Here is a 15,469-nt window from a genome sequence, read left to right on the forward strand (position 1 = left end):
CGGTAGAACCGGCCCGCCACCTGGGCGAACAGTTCATCCAACCCGGCCACCCAGGCGTCAAGATCCTCATCAGTCAACACAAGATCGACAACCTACACCACGAAGATCACCAAGTGCGGCTGGAGTATTAGGAGATGGCGACGGCGACGATCAGGCCGAGCGCGATGTGCACCGCGGCGACCACGACGCTGGCCGGGGCGAACTTCTCGCTCTCGATGGTGGCACCGACGTCGAGCTTGGTGACCCACTCCAGCGTCCGCACCGCCAGCACCTGCACGATGATGCCGATCAGGCCGTAGACCACCGAGGTGATCAGGCCCGCGGTCAGGTCGCTGGCCGAGAAGAAGATCGCCACGACGATGATCAGCGCCATGCTCAGCATGCCGGAGGCGGTGACGATCACCGCGTTGGGCTTGCCGGTGCGGACCAGGTCGGACAGCTTGCCCGGGGTGGTCCAGTCGATGGCGTAGAAGCCGATCAGCATCAGGACCAGGCCGATGATCGCGTAGAGGGCGATCGCGCCGATGCCCTTGCCCAGGTCGGCGCCGAAGCCCGCGGGCAACGCGACATTCGACACCGCGGCGAGATGACTGGTCACAGGTCCTCCATGGACGTACAGGGCGAGCGGTTGATCGCGGTTGGCTGGTCGTTGCGCTACTGCGGGATCCGGTGGGGGACGAAGGCCGCGCCGTCGTCGGTGACCAGGCCCGCGGTCTCCCGGATGCCCAGGCCCGCGGCGCTGTCGCCGACCACCCAGGCGCCCAGCGCGGGGCGGTAGCCGTCGAACTCGGGCAGCGGGTCGAACGCCTGGTACACGTACCCCTCGGCGCCGTAGACGCCGCTGGTCTGGGTCTCGTAGCCGGGGGCCACGATCTGGATGTTGGCGCCCTCACGGCCCAGGATGGGCTTGCGCACGTACTCGGTGAGCAGGCCCGGCTCGTTGAGGAACGCGGGCAGCAGGTTCGGGTGCCCGGGGTACATCTCCCACAGCACCGCGAGGATCGCCTTGTTCGACAGCAGCATCTTCCACAGCGGCTCCACCCACAGCGTGCTGGGGATGGACTCGACGACGCGCTTGCCGAACTCCTCGCCGACCATCCACTCCCACGGGTAGAGCTTCATCACCGTGCGCATCGGCGACTCGGCCAGGTCGACGAACCGGTTGAGCACCTCGTCCCAGCCGACCTCCTCGATGGCCAGACCGATGGTGTTCAGGCCCGCCTCGGCCGCGGTCTCCTGCAGGTAGGCGGTGGTGATGTGGTCCTCACCGGAGGGGTCGGCCCCCGACCAGGTGAAGTGCGCCTCGCTCGAGGGCAGCGTCTCGGCGATCTCGGTCCAGCGCTCGACCAGCTTCTCGTGCACCGAGTTCCACTGGTCGTCGTCGGGGAACACCTCGGTCTTCCAGTACCACTGCACGACCGCCGCCTCCAGCAGGGAGGTCGGGGTGTCGGCGTTGTACTCCAGCAGCCGCGCCGGGCCGGAGCCGTCGAAGCGCAGGTCGAAGCGGCCGTAGACGTGCGGGTCGCGGCGCTTCCAGGACTCGGCGATGTGCGGCCAGACCCACTCCGGGATGCCGAAGTCGCGGTAGCGCTCGGTGAGCACGATGTTGTCGACGGCCTCCAGGCACATCGAGTGCAGCAGCTCGACGTCGGCCTCGAGGGAGAGGATCTCGTCCATCTCGAAGACGTAGTGCACCGACTCGTCCCAGTACGGGCGCGACCCGCCGCCGCCGTAGCGGGCGGGGGTGCCGAAGACGAGGCCCTGGGCCTCGATCTTCTTGCGCCAGTCGGGGCGGGGTTCGGACCGGTCTCGGCGCAACTCAGCTGCCCCCGCTCTTGCCGCCGCTGCTGACGCCCAGCCCGCCGCGGGAGACGGACTTGCCGGACTGCGTCTTGACCGAGGTGCCACTCGAGGGTGACACGTAGCTACCCCCGGTGACCTTCTGCCCCACGGAGCCGGAGCCGCCGTAGTTGTAGCGGTAGGAGCTGCCGCCGATGTAGATGAACCCGCCGCTGGAGTAGCCGCCGTGGGAGCTGGCGTACGAGTCGTCGCAGTAGTCGTCGTCGACGACGGTGCCGCTGCTGTCGGTGCAGGTCGCCACGACCTCGTCCGGAGTGGACGCGGCGTAGATCACAGCCACCAGCGCGACCACGCCGACGGTGACCCCGGAGCCGATCAGGATGCGCTTGCGCCGCTTGCGCTTGCGCTCGACCTCCTGCAGCTCGGCTTCCTCTTCCTCGCGCTGCCTGCGCAGGGCCTCCCGGCGGGCCCGCTGCTCGGCGAGCGTGGGCTCCTTCGCGCGGGTCGACTCGTCCTGGAAGCTGACCGAGCCGCGCTTGCGCTCCGGCTCGGGCAGCGGTTCCGGCTCGTAGGCGGGCACGGCGGGGCTCCCGGCGGTCGCCGGGTCCCGTGCGTCCGGTGCGCCGGTCACGTCGCTGCTGCCGTGCGCGACCTGGTCGGGTGCCTGCTCCGCGGCGGAGTCAGGCTGCTCGCCCTGGCCCTTCGGCTTGTCGTTGTCAGTCATGAACCACTCCCGGCGCGAACCCTAGCCGACGGCCACCCGTTGACGTCGGTTGTTTGTCCTGATCGCAACCTGCGCCACCCCCGTTTCGCTCCCGTGGCCGCGCCCCTGTGGTGGACACGGCATCATGGAGTAGATGTCTCAACGCGGCGACTGGTTTCGGTCGAATGACAGCACGGCGAAAACCCGGCTCATCATGGCCGGGGCGTTCGTCGGCTCGCTGCTGCTCCTGGCCACCAGCACGGTCTTCTCCTGGCCGGTGGCGGTGGGTGGCGGGGTGCCCACGGCCGAGCAGGAGCGGGAGGCCGCGTTCGACTCGCCCGCGGGCAGCTGCCTGGACTGGACGCCGCCGGACGGCGGCAACATGCGCCGGGTCGACTGCACCGCGCCGCACCTGTTCGAGGTGACCAGCAACGTCGACATCAGCGCGGACTACCCCGAGTCGGCCCCACCGCCGGACGTGCAGCGCTGGCGCGAGATCGCCGAGGCCAAGTGCACCCCCGGCGCCACCAGCTACCTGGGCGGCAAGCTCGACCCGTACGGGCGGTACAAGGTCAACGCCCTCAAGCCCAGTGACGCGCAGTGGCAGGACGGTGACCGCAAGCTGCGCTGCGGCCTGCAGCGCACCGGCCCGTCCGGCGGGCTGATCACCAGCACCGGCACGGCCGCGAACCAGGACCAGTCCAACATCCACGAGCCGGGCACCTGCCTGACCCTGGACGGGCAGACCATCGGCGACCCGATCGACTGCGGCACCGCGCACGCCTTCGAGATCGTCGGCAACGTCGACCTCGGCCAGGCGTTCCCGAGCGAGTACCCGGCCGACCAGGCGCAGACGGAGAAGGCCACCGAGCTGTGCACGCAGGTCACCGACGCCTACACCGGCAAGGCAGACCTGGCGGCGAAGAACCTGACCCCGTACTCCGACACCCTGAAGCCGGAGAGCTGGGCGGCGGGCTCCCGGAAGGTGGACTGCAAGGTGGGCGCCAAGCTGCCGGACGGTTCCGGGCTGGCCCCGATCCGGGGCAGCGTGCGCGCCACCGGCCCGGCGGCCTCCACCTCGGGCACCGCGTCCACTTCGGGCACCGCGTCGCCCTCGTCCACTGTGTCACCCTCGTCCACTGTGTCCGGTTCGAGCACCACCACGTCGGCTCCTGGGGGCTGACCCGGTGGAGATGACCCGCGACCGGTTCGAGGAACTGGTCGCCGACGCGCTGGACATGATCCCGCCCGGCTTCGCCCGCGCGATGGACAACGTCGTGGTGCTGGTCGAGGACCGCGACCCGCAGGAGCCGTCCCTGCTCGGCCTCTACCACGGCATCGCGCTGACCGAGCGCACCTCGCACTACAGCGGCGAGCTCCCGGACCGGATCTTCGTCTACCGCGAGGCGATCCTGGACATCTGCGAGACCGAGGCGGACGTCGTCGAGGAGGTGGTGATCACGGTGGTGCACGAGATCGCCCACCACTTCGGCCTCGACGACGCCCGCCTGCACGAACTCGGCTGGGGCTAGCCCAGCAGCGACTCCACCACGTCGGCGGCGGCCCGCGCCCCACCGGCCGCACGCACCTCGGCACGCATCCGCGCGAGGTTGGCCGCGATGTCCGGGTCGGCGCTGACCCGCAGGACCTCGGCCCGCAACCGCTCCGGCGTGACCTCGTCGGCGGGCAGGTGCGCACCGAGCCCGAGCTCAGCGACCCGGGCACCGTTGATGTGCTGGTCGACAGCCTGCGGGACGGCCACCATCGGCACGCCGAAGTACAGCGCCTCCATGGTCGAGCCCATACCCGCGTGCGTGACGAAGGTGGCCGCCTGGGACAGGACGCTCACCTGCGGCACCCACTGGACCACCTCGACATCCGGCGGCACCACCCCCAGATCGGCCGGCTCCACGAAGCGCCCGACGGAGAGCAGCACGTGCCACCCCAGCCCACTGAACGCCGCCACGCAGTCGCGGTAGAAGCCGAGCTGATCCGTGTAGGCGGACCCGAGGCTGACCAACAGGGTCTTGCGATCGGCAGGTGCCGTCCAGGCACCCTGCCGTTCGTCCACACTGGGACCGACGAAGGTGTACCGCTCGTCGACGGTGTCCCCCCGCAACTGCCACGCACGAGGGATCGTGACGACACACCGTCGCGGCTGATACTTGATCTCAACCGTATCGATGCCAGTGGCGTAGCGAGCGACGAAGGCCGCGAACTCCTCATCCATCGCCTTGGCCTCGGGCAGGGGCTCAGCGCTCAGGTCCACCCCGAAGTCCTCCGCCCACCCGTCGTAGGCGACGAAGGTCGGCGACAACTGCACAGCGGGCACACCCCAGCGCTTGGCGAGCACCGGCGCATGCCAAGCACCGATGTCGTAGACCACGGCATCCGGAAGATCGCGGGAATAGGCGGCCTCGACCTGCGGGGTGACGGCGAGGAACTCGTCGTGGAACAGCCGCTGCGCACCAACGGCGTCATCCGGCCAAGTGCTACGACCGTCCTTTTCGGACGGGAAAGTGGAGGTGTAGCGAACGACCTCAGCACCGGCACTGGACACAAGACCGGCGAACTCATCGTTGATGGCGAAGCTGACCCGATGACCCCGCCGGACGAGCTCGGCCACGAGGGAAAGGCTTGGGTTGACGTGCCCGTGAGCGGGCACGGCCATGAAAGCGATGTGACGTGACAAGGGAACTCCAGAACACTAGAACCGTTGGCGGACACGACAACGCGACCCACGCACCTGGACGTGGGTGGGCGCTGGGCCACTCAGAGGTAGTAGATCTGGAACATGGGAACCACCCTAGCGGACCCAAGAGACCACCGCGCCTGACTTTCCAGCGAGCGCAACAAGCCCTCTCTCCTCCCCCAGCGCAGCCCAGCCCGAGCCCCAGCCTCAACTCCAGTCCCCGCCCCGGCCCCGGCCCCGGCCCGCTGCCCCAATTCCGCTCCCGGCTCCCGGCTCCCGGCTCCCGGCTCCCGGCTCCCGGCCACAATCTCTTAATCCCTAATCTTTCAATCCCTAAATCCCAAGCCCGCTGGAACGCAACACCCGTTACGTTTGTGCTCGATTGGGTGGACTGCCTTCGTGTGGGGGGAGAGCACCGCTAAACTTGCCGTGTGTGGGGATGCCCTTCACCCCACGCTTTTTCCCCACCGCGGTGCTCTAGGGGCCCCGCGCGAAGGCAGTCCAGCCAATCGAGCCCCGCTCTTACTCGGGCAGCTCGTGGGGTGTGCCACACGCCGACCTACGGTCGACCGTCTGCGGTGGCGCATCGCTTGGGCTGCCCGAGTAAAAGCGGGGGCTCGATCTAGTGAACTCGCTTCGTGCGGGGCCCCTAGAGCACCGCGGTGGAGAGAAAAGGGCGGGTGAAGGGCATCCCCACCCACGGCAAGTTTAGCGGCACTCTCCCCCCACACGAAGCGAGTCCACTAGATCGAGCATCCGTAACGGGACTTGCGTACCAGCGCGGTCGGCCTATCCGCTGCGGTTAGCTGGGGGACTGGGCTCACTGGGGTGCTGGTGGGGTCGAGCTATCCGCTGCGGTACCAGCTGGGTAGGGATCTTGTTGTGTGCCAGCGGGATTGGCCTATCCGCTGCGGTTAGCTGGGGGGACGGGGTTCTCTTGGGTGCTGGTGGGGTCGGCTTCTCTGCTGCGGTACCTGCGGGAGCGGGATCAGCTTCTTATTCGCTCGCTCTCAATTCCCCACTCTTCGTTCGCTCAGCCCTTCACGCAGATGACCTGCTTGAGCTTGGCGACGATCTCCACCAAGTCGTCCTGCTCCCGCAGTACCTCGTCGATGTCTTTGTAGGCCGCCGGGATCTCGTCGACGACGCCGGTGTCCTTTCGGCATTCGACGCCCTTGGTCTGGTTGGCGAGGTCGTCTCGGGTGTAGCGCTTGCGGGCCTTGGTGCGGGACATGCGCCTGCCTGCGCCGTGGGAGGCGCTCTCGAAGGAGTCAGGGTTTCCCAGGCCTCGGACGATGTAGGAGCCGGTGCCCATGGAGCCGGGGATGATGCCCAGGTCGCCCTTGCCCGCTCGGATGGCGCCCTTGCGGGTGACCAGCACGTCCTCGCCGAAGTGGGTTTCCTCGGCCACGTAGTTGTGGTGCACCGAGATGGGGTCGTCGAACTCGATGATGGGGAAGTCCGCCTTGAGCACGTCGCAGATGAGGCGGAGCATGACGGCGCGGTTGCGGCGGGCGTAGTCCTGGGCCCAGTAGAGGTCGTGCCGGTAGGTGGCCATCTGCGGGGTGCCCGCCAGGAAGACGGCCAGGTCCCGGTCGGGCAGTTCGGCGTTGTGGGCCAGGCCCCTGGCCACCTCGATGTGGTGCTGGGCGAGGATGTTGCCGATGCCGCGCGAACCCGAGTGCAGCATCACCCAGACCCGCTTGGCCGTGTCCAGGCAGATCTCGATGAAGTGGTTGCCACCGCCGAGGGTGCCCATTTGCTGGACGGCCCGCTTGCTGTCCGCCTTGACCGTGGGGGTCAGGTCTTCGAACGCCTTCCAGAACGGTGCCCAGTCGGACGCGTCGCGGTCGCCGAAGGCGGCCTCCTTGTGAGCGCCGAAGCCGACCGGGATCGCCTGCTCCAGCCTTGTCCGAAGTGGAGCGAGGGTGGCCGGTAAGTCGTTGGCGTGCAGGGACGTCCGGACCGCCGTCATGCCGCAGCCGATGTCGACGCCGACGGCTGCCGGGGACACGGCGTCGCGCATCGCGATGACGGAGCCGACCGTGGCGCCCTTGCCGTAGTGCACGTCCGGCATCACGGCCACGTGCTTGAAGGTCCACGGGAGCGCGGCGATGTTGTGCAGCTGTCGCATGGCCTGGTCCTCGACCGAGGTCGGTTGGGCCCAGAGCCGGATGTCGACGTGCGTGCCGGGGATCGTCGTCGCTGCCATGGATCAAAGGCTAGAGAACCGGAGTCGATCGCACGAACAGTTATCCACAGCGCCTAGCCGAGCAAGCCCGCGCGGCGCCACAGGGCCTTGGTCGGGCCGCCGATCATGCCGGTCTCCTGGAGGAACTCGACGACCTTCTCGGTCATCCAGCGCCGGGTCTCGCGGAAGTTCGGGTTGGCCAACGCCGCCTCACGGCCGACGCGCGGTGCGATGCCGACCGCGCGGTAGACGCGGGGGTTGACGAGGGCGTCCATCACCGCCAGCGCGGTCCCGGCGGTGGCGAGCCGGTGGAACTCCAGTTCCGCGCGGTTCAGCTTCGGTGCGCTGCGCAAGACCTCTTCGCGCGCGTACCGGACGTGCCGTGCCTCTTCGATCACGTGGATCCGGTTCACCATGCGGATGAGCGGTTGCATGGTCGTGTCGTCCATAGTGGACCGCTGCAGCCGGTCCGTCGCCTCCTCGGCCACCAGCACCGAGGCGAACATCGACGGCCCGCCCGCGATCGCCTTGTAGACGCGGCCGAGGTTGTGCAGGAGTCTGCCGGGGCCGTAGTTCGGCGCGTCGAACCGGGAGATCGCCTTGGCGAACATGATCGAGTGACGGGTCTCGTCACCCACCTCGGTGAGGGCGTACTGCGCGTGCGCGCTGCGCGGGTCCAGGTCGTAGGCGTAGCGGACCAGCAGCTGCATCAGGATGATCTCGAACCACAGGCCGACCCCGGCGATGCTGGCTATCTCGTGCTTGGACAGCTCGATCCGCTGCTCGTGGCTCAGGCCCCGCCAGAGGTCGGTGCCGTAGAGGGACACCCGCTCCAGCGGCATGTAGGCCTTGTCGGGATCCAGCGGGGCGTCCCAGTCGATGTCGAGGAACGGGTCGTAGGTGGTGCGGACGGATGCCTCGAGCAACCTGGCGCTGACCTGCTCAGGGTCTTTCGGTCGCAGTACTCGAGCCATCACTGCCCCACCCTCCGTGGCCGCGTCGCCACCAGTGTTACGTCCGGTAACAGTTACCTCGCGTCCAGGTTGACGTGAGCTGGGCCACCTTGTCAAGGGCTCGATCATCGGCCGTCCCTTGTGGACACCCGGCGGCCCGCTCGACCGGCGGCTAGCGTCAGGCGCATGAGCACCGCCACGAACATCCTGGACACCGTGCTCGACCGCGCGGTCGTGCCCGGCTACACCAAGATCGGCTACTCGGTGCGCAGCCGGTTCTGGCCCGCCGACCCGGCGCCGGGCGCGCTGGAGGGTGCCACCGTGCTGCTCACCGGCGCGAACTCCGGTCTGGGCAAGGCGGCGGTCGCCGCGCTGGCCCAGCTCGGCGCGACCGTGCACATGCTGGTCCGCAACGTCGAGAAGGGCGAGCGGGCGCGCCTGGAGATCGCCGAGCAGGTACCCGGGGCCCACCTCGAGCTGCAGCAGTGCGACATGTCGAACCTGGCTGAGGTGCGCGCGTTCGCCGAGCGGTTCACCGGCGACCACGGCAGCCTCGACGTGCTCATCCACAACGCGGGCGCCCTGCCGCCCGCGCGCCAGGAGACCCCCGAGGGCAACGAGATGACCCTCGCGACGCACGTGCTGGGCCCGTTCCTGCTCACCGGCCTGCTGCGCCCGGCGCTCGCCGCGGCGAAGGGACGGGTCATCTTCGTGACCTCGGGCGGCATGTACGCCGCGCGCCTGCACAGTGACGACCCGCAGTACCGCAAGGGCGACTACTCGGGCAGCAAGGCCTACGCGCGCACCAAGCGGATGCAGGTGGTCCTGGCCGAGCAGTGGGCGCAGCGGCTGGCCGACGACGGCGTCTCCGTGCACAGCACCCACCCCGGCTGGGCCGACACCCCCGGCGTGACGTCCTCGCTGCCGGGCTTCAACAAGGTCATGGGTCCGCTGCTGCGCACCCCCGAGCAGGGCGCCGACACCATCGTCTGGCTGGCGGCGGCACCGGCGGCCGGGCACTCGACCGGCGAGTTCTGGCACGACCGCCGGGTCCGCCCCACCCACTACCTGCCCTGGCAGCACGACGACCCGGCCGACCGCAAGGCGCTGTGGGACCTGTGCGTCCGGGAGACCGGCCTGGCCATCTAGGCGCCGCAGGTTTGTTTCGGCCGGGTTAGCTCGGCCGGGTGATGATCGGATTGCAGGCCCGCCTGCCGCAGCCGACCCTCGGTCGATGAGACGCAGACACCGCATCACGACCGGCTTGGCGGCTGCACTGCTCCTGTTCACCCCCGGCCCGGCCGCCGCCGACAGTTCCGCCCGCGTCGACCAAGACCAGGTCCGGCACCAAGCCCTGGGCCAGGTGGACGACGAGTACCTGCGCGCCGCCGAGCCCGCCGCCCGGGCGGTCGCCGGGGAGTTCGGCATCCCGGCCTCGGTCACCGCCGGGCAGTCGATCCTGGAGTCGGCCTGGGGCAGCAGCAGGCTCGCGGTCAACGACCGGAACTACTTCGGGTTCAAGTGCACCGCGTCGGGGCCGGGCCCGATGGCCGTCGGCTGCCACGACTACCCGACCACCGAGTGCGGCCTGGACCCCGCGCACCCGGACGCGTGCACGCAGGTGCAGGCGCTGTTCCGGGTGTACGACTCGATGACCGCGTCCTTCCGCGACTACGGGCGGCTGATGACGACCAGCGACTACTACGCCGCCGCCCTGCCGCTGGCGCACGACCCGGACGCGTTCGCCACCGAGGTCGCCAAGCACTACGCGACCGACCCGGACTACGCCGCCAAGGTCATCCGGGTGATGCGCGACCACGACCTGTACCGCCTGGACCGCCCACTCCCCTGAGTGACCGACCGAGCACGATGCGGCTCCAATCGGAAAAAAATCGCCGCCGATGGAAAATAGGGCCGGTTGTCCTGTATTTCGCGCCGACCCCCGCGCTCTGTTAGGGGTGAGAGACACGCCCAGGGCGCAGGAGGAACGCGATGACGTGCACGGTGGAGCTGGACGACGAGCTTGCCGCCCTTGAGGCGTCGCTGACCAACGTCCGGGAACCGGCCCGGTTCGGCCCCCGCACGCCCACCCGGGTGGAGCGCGACAACCTCGACTCGGCGGTCTCGGCCGCCATCAGCGGCGACGCGAGCGCGACCGAGCAGCTGCTGATCTTCCTGCGGCCGCTGGTCGTGCGCTACTGCCGGGCCAAGCTGGGCAGGCTGCCGCGCTCGTTCAGCAGCGCCGACGACGTCGCGCAGGAGGTGTGCGTGGCCGTGTTCCGCGCGCTGCCGACCTACCAGCAGCTCGGCAGGCCGTTCCTGTCCTTCGTCTACGGCATCGCCGCGCACAAGATCGCCGACGTGCACCGGGCCAACTCCCGGGACAAGTCCGACCCGATCGCCGAGACCCCGGACGTGATGAGCCTCGAGGACGGCCCGGAGCAGCGCGCGCTGCGCTACGAGCTGGTCGAGCAGACCGGCGCCCTGCTGCGCACGCTGACCCCGCGCCAGCGCGAGATCCTGATCATGCGGGTGGTGCTGGGCATGTCGGCGCAGGAGACCGCCGAGGTCGTCGGCACCACCGCCGAGGCCATCCGCGTCGCCCAGCACCGGGCGCTGAACCGGCTGCGCAAGACGCTGGCGCGGCACTGAGACCCGCCCGCCGCGGCCCCGTTCGGGGAGGGACGGACCGTGGCGGGCGTGGGGGGAAGAGGGGGATCGAGGGGGATCGCCACTCCCGGGGCGGGAGATCGCCTGCCGTGGCCCGTCCGAGGGGGACGGACCACGGCAGGCGGGGCGATCCCACCGGGGTGGACAGGTCGATGGGCACACCGACGCGCGCGGCCATCTCGTTCGGCGGCGAGTCAGTGCGCACCGAGGCGCGACTTCGAGGCACCGCGAGGCCGTGCCGATCGGGACAACTCATCGCCGGTGCCGCGGGTCAGTGGCGGTCGAGGGCCGCCTTGCCCACCTTCGGTGGGAAGCGGTGTTCGTTGCGGTCGATCTTGGCGTTGGCCGCCTCGATCAGGTCGACGTCCAGCACATCGGCCAGCCGGACCAGGTACAGCAGGACGTCGGCCAGTTCGTCGTGCACCTTCGCGCGCAGCGCGGGCTCGGCGGTCGCCGCGGCGGCCTCGTCCGGGGTGAGCCACTGGAACAGCTCAGTCAGCTCCCCCACCTCCCCGGTCAGCGCCATGACCAGGTTCTTCGGGGTGTGGAACGGTTCCCAGTCGCGGGCCTGGGCGAAGGCGCGCTGCCGGGCGGCGAGTTCTTCGAGCGTCATCAGTCCGTCTTCTTCTTGGAACGCATCAGTCCGTCTTCTTCTTCGAGCGCATCAGTCCGTCTTCTTCTTTGAGCGCATCAGTCCGTCTTCTTCTTTGAGCGCAGCACGACCTTGTCCGACTGCGGCACCACCGCGCCCGCCGCCGGGGTCTGCTCGACGACCACCCAGTTGCGGTCGTCGACCAGCAGCCTGCCCTTGCCGGTCGCGTCCTCCTCGGTGAGGTAGTAGAAGCCCGCCTTCTGCATGGCGTCCTGGGCGTCCTGGTGGACCATCCCCACCACGTTCGGCACGGTGGCCGACTTCACCGACGCGCTCGGCGGCGCGAGCGTCGGGATCTCCGGGGACGGGTCGTTCGGGCCGCAGCCGACCAGGGCGGTCGACAGGGCCGCGGCGACGGCAGTGGCGAGGATGGTGGCGAGCACGCGCATGGGACCCCCTGGGTTCGGCGGCTGGCACCATCCATGATCAACGATCAGCGCGCGGACCGCCACCGCGTGCGTCCAGGTCCACGATCAGCGGACCCAGGGCCATCACCAGCAGCAGGCCCAGCCCGAGCACCGCGCCGATCCACACCAGCACCACCATCACCATCACGTCCTCCCGTTGTTTGCGCTGCTACCAGGGTCGCCCCGGCACCCCCCGGCGCGGATCGGCCACGGAGGTGAACGCCCCCGGCCAACCGGCTACGGCCGTGGTCACCGGAACGGACCGATCGGCCGATGGGGTGGCGCCGGTCGGCCGAGGCGGGCGCGGGCGATCCGCCCTACGTTCTCCGACATGGGTCTCCTCGCGCCCGCGCGGCGCTGGCTGGCGGGCATGGTCGGTGTGGCCTACCTGTTCGATGTGCTCTACCTGCGGTCGTCGGAGACCCTGGTCCCATTCGCACCGCTGCCGCTGGCGGCCTGCCTGCTGCTGGCCGTGCACCGGCCGCTGCCGGGTGCCCTAGCGGGTGCGGGGACCTTCCTGGTCACCTCCGGACTGCTGCGCGTCGCCGACCAGCCGCCCGGTGGCGGCTTCGGCGTCGAGACCGTGCTGCTATCGGAGACCGTGATCGGTGCCGGGCTGATCGCGCTGGTGGTGTGGCGGTGCGGGGGCCTGGTGGCCGCTGGGGCGGTCGCGGCCATGACAGTCGCGGCGGGTGTCGGGGTCTTCCTGCGGGCGCCGGACCACCAGTGGCTCTACGGCAACGGCCGCGAGGTCCTGCTGACGGGGTTGATCGTGCTGCTCGCGGGGTGCGTCGCCGGGATCACCCTGCGCGCGCACGACGACCGCCGGATGCCCGCGGACGTCCGCGCGCTGCTGCGCGGGCAGTGGCCGCTGGCCGGGGCGCTGGTTTTGTTGATCATGTTGGACCTCAGCGGCTCGCTGTACTCGCTCGACAGCCGCGCGGTGGTCTTCCTGCTGCCGCTGCTGCTCATGCTCGGCACCGCGTACTGCGCGGTGCTGGCCCCGCGCGCGCCGGTGCGGTACGCCGTCACCGCGGCCGCGCTGATGTCGGCCGCCTCGCTGGCCCTGGTGCCGATCGACGCGCTGTTCTCCGGCAACCGCGGGTTCCCGGTGTCGACCAGCATCGCGGGCGCGCACATGGCGCTGGTAGCCTTCGTGGTCCGCCAGGCCGACCGGCGGTCCGCCGCGGTGGGCGTCGCCTGCCTGGTCGGGGCCGACTTGCTCGCCGTGCTCAGCACAGTCCGGGTGGGCACCGGGTCGGCGGACTTCCTGCTGGTGGCGGCGTTCCTGCTGGTGGTCTCGGTGGCGACCGGCCAGTACTTCCGGTCCCGCGACCGCGAGCGCAACCAGTCGGTCCGGGTCGCGGTCACCGGGGCGCAGCAGGCCGAGCGGCTGGCGCTGGCCCGCGAGCTGCACGACGTCGTCGCCCACCACGTCACCGGGATCGTCGTGCAGGCCCAGGCGGCCCGGATGGTGGCCGAGGGCAACCCGGCGGCGGCCACCGAGGCGCTGGCCCGGATCGAGCGGAGCGGGACCGAGGCGCTGGCGGCGATGCGGACGCTGGTTGGCAGCATGCGCGGCGCGGCGGTGGCGGGCGCGGAGGGCCAGGCGACCACCGACCTGGCCGCCGACGTGCGGAGCCTGGCCGACAACGTCACCGGACCCACCGTCGAGCTCGCGGTGCGGCTGCCCGACGCGCTGGCGCCCGAGGTGGGCCGGTCGGTGTTGCGGGTGGTGCAGGAGTCGTTGACCAACATCGGCAAGCACGCCCCCGGGGCGGAGGCGGTGCGGATCACCATCGAGCCAGCGGGCGACGAGCTGCACGTGTGGGTCGCCGACGACGCCCCGGCGCCCGAGGTCCGGCCGCCCGCCGCCGCGGGCGGCTACGGTCTGGTCGGCATGCGCGAGCGGGTGGAACTGCTCGGCGGCCGGTTCCAGGCCGGGCCCGGCGTGGTGGCGGGCTGGGTCGTCGACGCCCGACTGCCGCTGCGAAGGGATGAACCGTGATCCGCGTCCTGATCGCCGACGACCAGGAGATGGTGCGCGCGGGCTTCCGGATGATCCTGGAGACCCAGCCGGACATGGCGGTGGTCGCCGACGTCGCCGACGGGGTCAGCGCGGTCGCCAAGGCCCGCGAGCTGCGCCCGGACGTGTGCCTGCTGGACATCCGGATGCCCGGCATGGACGGTCTCGCGGTCACCCGCGCGCTGGCGGGCCCGGAGGTCGCCGACCCGCTCAGGGTGGTCGTGGTGACCACCTTCGACCTCGACGAGTACGTGCACACCGCGCTGGCCAACGGCGCCAGCGGGTTTCTGCTCAAGGACGCGGGCCCAGCGCTGCTGATGGAGGCCGTCCGCGCGGCGGCCCGGGGCGACGCGCTGGTCTCGCCGCAGATCACCGTGCGGCTGCTCAAGCACTTCGCGGCCGGGTCGGCACCGCGGCCGGTGCGGCACAACCTGACCGAACGCGAGACCGACGTGGTGCGGGCGGCGGCTCGGGGGCTCACCAACACCGAGATCGGCACGGAGCTGTTCCTGTCGCTCTCGACGGTGAAGACGCACCTCGCCGCCGTGCAGGCCAAGGTCGGCGCGCGGAACCGGGTGGAGATCGCCGCGTGGGCGTGGCGGACCGGGCTGATGGCCGACGTGGGCTAGGCGCTGTCTTGCCAGTCTTCCTACTTCCCAGTCTTCCCGGTCTTTCCTAGACGACCGTCTTCACGGTGAGCTGGTTGCCCGGCGGGGTGCCCGCGCAGCCCTGGCCGGTCACCGCGACGAACATCGACGCGGTGTCGTGCGGCGGGTACACGCGCAGGCCGCGCACATCAGTCGGCTTGCACACGGCCGGGTCGAAGTTCTGCACATTGACGAACCCGACGTCCGTGCTCGCCGACGCGCCGGGCGCGAGGGTGACGGGTGCGCCCTTGGTGCCCACGCGGAAGGCGGCCGGGCCAACCTGGTGGCCGTCTTCGCCTGCGACGTAAGAGATCCCGGGGAAGCCCTGGATCACGCAGGTACGCGTACCGGCGTTGGTGAAGACCAGTTTGCGGTAGACCGTTCCCGCTGCGCCGTCACCGTCGCGGATGGACAGTTTGAGTTCAGCCGCCTTGCAGTCGTTGGCGCTACCCACCCCGTCTTCGGGCTGGGTGGTCGCGGGCTGTTCGGGGACCGCGGTCGGGCTGGTCGTCGGCACGGCGCTGGGATCGGTCGTGGTCGGCGATCCCACCGTGGCGGACGAGGGTGGTAGCGACGACGCGAGCGGCGTAGCGGTGTCCTTGCCCGCGCAGCCCGCCACCAGCGCTACCAGCGCGAACCCGCCCGCGATGACTGCCTTGCGCATGATGACCTCCACTCGTCAAGAATCCACGTTCTTGGTCAACAATGGGCTAATCGCCAACTAGACG

17 protein-coding genes are annotated in these 15,469 nt (G+C 70.2%); 7 read left to right on the forward strand and 10 right to left on the reverse strand.

Going from position 1 to position 15,469, the window contains the following annotated elements; translation table 11 throughout:
- Positions 1 to 127: 127 nt before the first annotated feature.
- The 3 genes from QSK30_RS33010 to QSK30_RS33020 are packed head-to-tail and all read right to left on the reverse strand — an operon-like array spanning position 128 to position 2,524.
- Complete coding sequence (locus tag QSK30_RS33010) at positions 128 to 598, reverse strand: DUF350 domain-containing protein (RefSeq protein WP_285509010.1); 471 nt, start codon at positions 596 to 598, stop codon at positions 128 to 130.
- Between the two features lie 56 nt (positions 599 to 654).
- Entirely contained in the window at positions 655 to 1,818 is a 1,164-nt protein-coding gene (locus tag QSK30_RS33015; RefSeq protein WP_285509011.1) for a glutathionylspermidine synthase family protein, read from the reverse strand.
- A gap of 1 nt (position 1,819) precedes the next feature.
- The gene (locus QSK30_RS33020) at positions 1,820 to 2,524 is read right to left on the reverse strand and encodes a hypothetical protein (RefSeq protein ID WP_352231660.1); all 705 of its coding nucleotides are present in this window, start codon (positions 2,522 to 2,524) and stop codon (positions 1,820 to 1,822) included.
- 133 nt (positions 2,525 to 2,657) lie between these two features.
- On the opposite strand from QSK30_RS33020, the gene QSK30_RS33025 reads away from it, so the two are divergent.
- Together QSK30_RS33025 and QSK30_RS33030 are read left to right on the forward strand one after the other, a co-directional pair.
- Complete coding sequence (locus QSK30_RS33025) at positions 2,658 to 3,686, forward strand: septum formation family protein (protein WP_285509012.1); 1,029 nt, start codon at positions 2,658 to 2,660, stop codon at positions 3,684 to 3,686.
- A gap of 10 nt (positions 3,687 to 3,696) precedes the next feature.
- Positions 3,697 to 4,035 carry a metallopeptidase family protein gene (locus tag QSK30_RS33030; RefSeq protein ID WP_285509013.1) on the forward strand — a complete coding sequence of 113 codons (339 nt, stop codon included), beginning with the start codon at positions 3,697 to 3,699 and terminating at the stop codon, positions 4,033 to 4,035.
- Here QSK30_RS33030 and QSK30_RS33035 read toward each other — a convergent pair.
- The 3 genes from QSK30_RS33035 to QSK30_RS33045 all read right to left on the reverse strand — a co-directional run bounded on the left by QSK30_RS33035 (position 4,032) and on the right by QSK30_RS33045 (position 8,360).
- Positions 4,032 to 5,174 (reverse strand): macrolide family glycosyltransferase, encoded by a 1,143-nt coding sequence (locus QSK30_RS33035; protein ID WP_285509014.1) that lies wholly within the window; start codon positions 5,172 to 5,174, stop codon positions 4,032 to 4,034. The two genes, QSK30_RS33030 and QSK30_RS33035, sit on opposite strands and share 4 nt — an antisense overlap.
- Before the next feature lie 1,054 nt (positions 5,175 to 6,228).
- Positions 6,229 to 7,407, reverse strand: a complete 1,179-nt coding sequence (locus QSK30_RS33040) for an RtcB family protein (RefSeq protein WP_285509016.1) — start codon at positions 7,405 to 7,407, stop codon at positions 6,229 to 6,231.
- A 53-nt stretch (positions 7,408 to 7,460) separates the two neighbouring features.
- Positions 7,461 to 8,360, reverse strand: coding sequence for an AurF N-oxygenase family protein (locus QSK30_RS33045; RefSeq protein WP_285509017.1), 900 nt, complete (start codon positions 8,358 to 8,360; stop codon positions 7,461 to 7,463).
- Between the two features lie 165 nt (positions 8,361 to 8,525).
- Between QSK30_RS33045 and QSK30_RS33050 the strand changes: the two genes are divergently transcribed.
- From QSK30_RS33050 to QSK30_RS33060, 3 genes are all read left to right on the forward strand, one after another.
- Positions 8,526 to 9,488 carry an SDR family NAD(P)-dependent oxidoreductase gene (locus tag QSK30_RS33050; protein WP_285509018.1) on the forward strand — a complete coding sequence of 321 codons (963 nt, stop codon included), beginning with the start codon at positions 8,526 to 8,528 and terminating at the stop codon, positions 9,486 to 9,488.
- Positions 9,489 to 9,573: 85 nt separating this feature from the next.
- Positions 9,574 to 10,191, forward strand: a complete 618-nt coding sequence (locus tag QSK30_RS33055; protein WP_285509020.1) for a glucosaminidase domain-containing protein — start codon at positions 9,574 to 9,576, stop codon at positions 10,189 to 10,191.
- Positions 10,192 to 10,331: 140 nt separating this feature from the next.
- Positions 10,332 to 10,991, forward strand: coding sequence for a sigma-70 family RNA polymerase sigma factor (locus tag QSK30_RS33060; RefSeq protein WP_285509022.1), 660 nt, complete (start codon positions 10,332 to 10,334; stop codon positions 10,989 to 10,991).
- A 289-nt stretch (positions 10,992 to 11,280) separates the two neighbouring features.
- Here the strand turns inward: QSK30_RS33060 and QSK30_RS33065 are convergent, their stop codons facing one another.
- From QSK30_RS33065 to QSK30_RS33075, 3 genes are all read right to left on the reverse strand, one after another.
- Positions 11,281 to 11,622 carry a nucleotide pyrophosphohydrolase gene (locus QSK30_RS33065; RefSeq protein WP_285509024.1) on the reverse strand — a complete coding sequence of 114 codons (342 nt, stop codon included), beginning with the start codon at positions 11,620 to 11,622 and terminating at the stop codon, positions 11,281 to 11,283.
- Between the two features lie 77 nt (positions 11,623 to 11,699).
- On the reverse strand, positions 11,700 to 12,050 hold the full coding sequence (locus QSK30_RS33070; RefSeq protein ID WP_285509026.1) for a PASTA domain-containing protein: 351 nt from the start codon (positions 12,048 to 12,050) through the stop codon (positions 11,700 to 11,702).
- Positions 12,051 to 12,087: 37 nt separating this feature from the next.
- Positions 12,088 to 12,213 (reverse strand): hypothetical protein, encoded by a 126-nt coding sequence (locus QSK30_RS33075; protein ID WP_285509028.1) that lies wholly within the window; start codon positions 12,211 to 12,213, stop codon positions 12,088 to 12,090.
- 186 nt (positions 12,214 to 12,399) lie between these two features.
- Between QSK30_RS33075 and QSK30_RS33080 the strand changes: the two genes are divergently transcribed.
- Positions 12,400 to 14,076 (forward strand): sensor histidine kinase, encoded by a 1,677-nt coding sequence (locus tag QSK30_RS33080; RefSeq protein ID WP_285509031.1) that lies wholly within the window; start codon positions 12,400 to 12,402, stop codon positions 14,074 to 14,076.
- Positions 14,073 to 14,723 carry a response regulator gene (locus tag QSK30_RS33085; protein WP_285509033.1) on the forward strand — a complete coding sequence of 217 codons (651 nt, stop codon included), beginning with the start codon at positions 14,073 to 14,075 and terminating at the stop codon, positions 14,721 to 14,723. The genes QSK30_RS33080 and QSK30_RS33085 overlap by 4 nt, the downstream gene beginning before the upstream one ends.
- Before the next feature lie 46 nt (positions 14,724 to 14,769).
- Here QSK30_RS33085 and QSK30_RS33090 read toward each other — a convergent pair whose 3' ends face one another.
- Positions 14,770 to 15,405, reverse strand: coding sequence for a DUF4232 domain-containing protein (locus QSK30_RS33090; protein ID WP_285509035.1), 636 nt, complete (start codon positions 15,403 to 15,405; stop codon positions 14,770 to 14,772).
- Between the last annotated feature and the right edge of the window lie 64 nt (positions 15,406 to 15,469).

It is taken from the genome of Actinokineospora sp. NBRC 105648 (genome assembly GCF_030269645.1).
Taxonomy (GTDB): Bacteria; Actinomycetota; Actinomycetes; order Mycobacteriales; family Pseudonocardiaceae; genus Actinokineospora.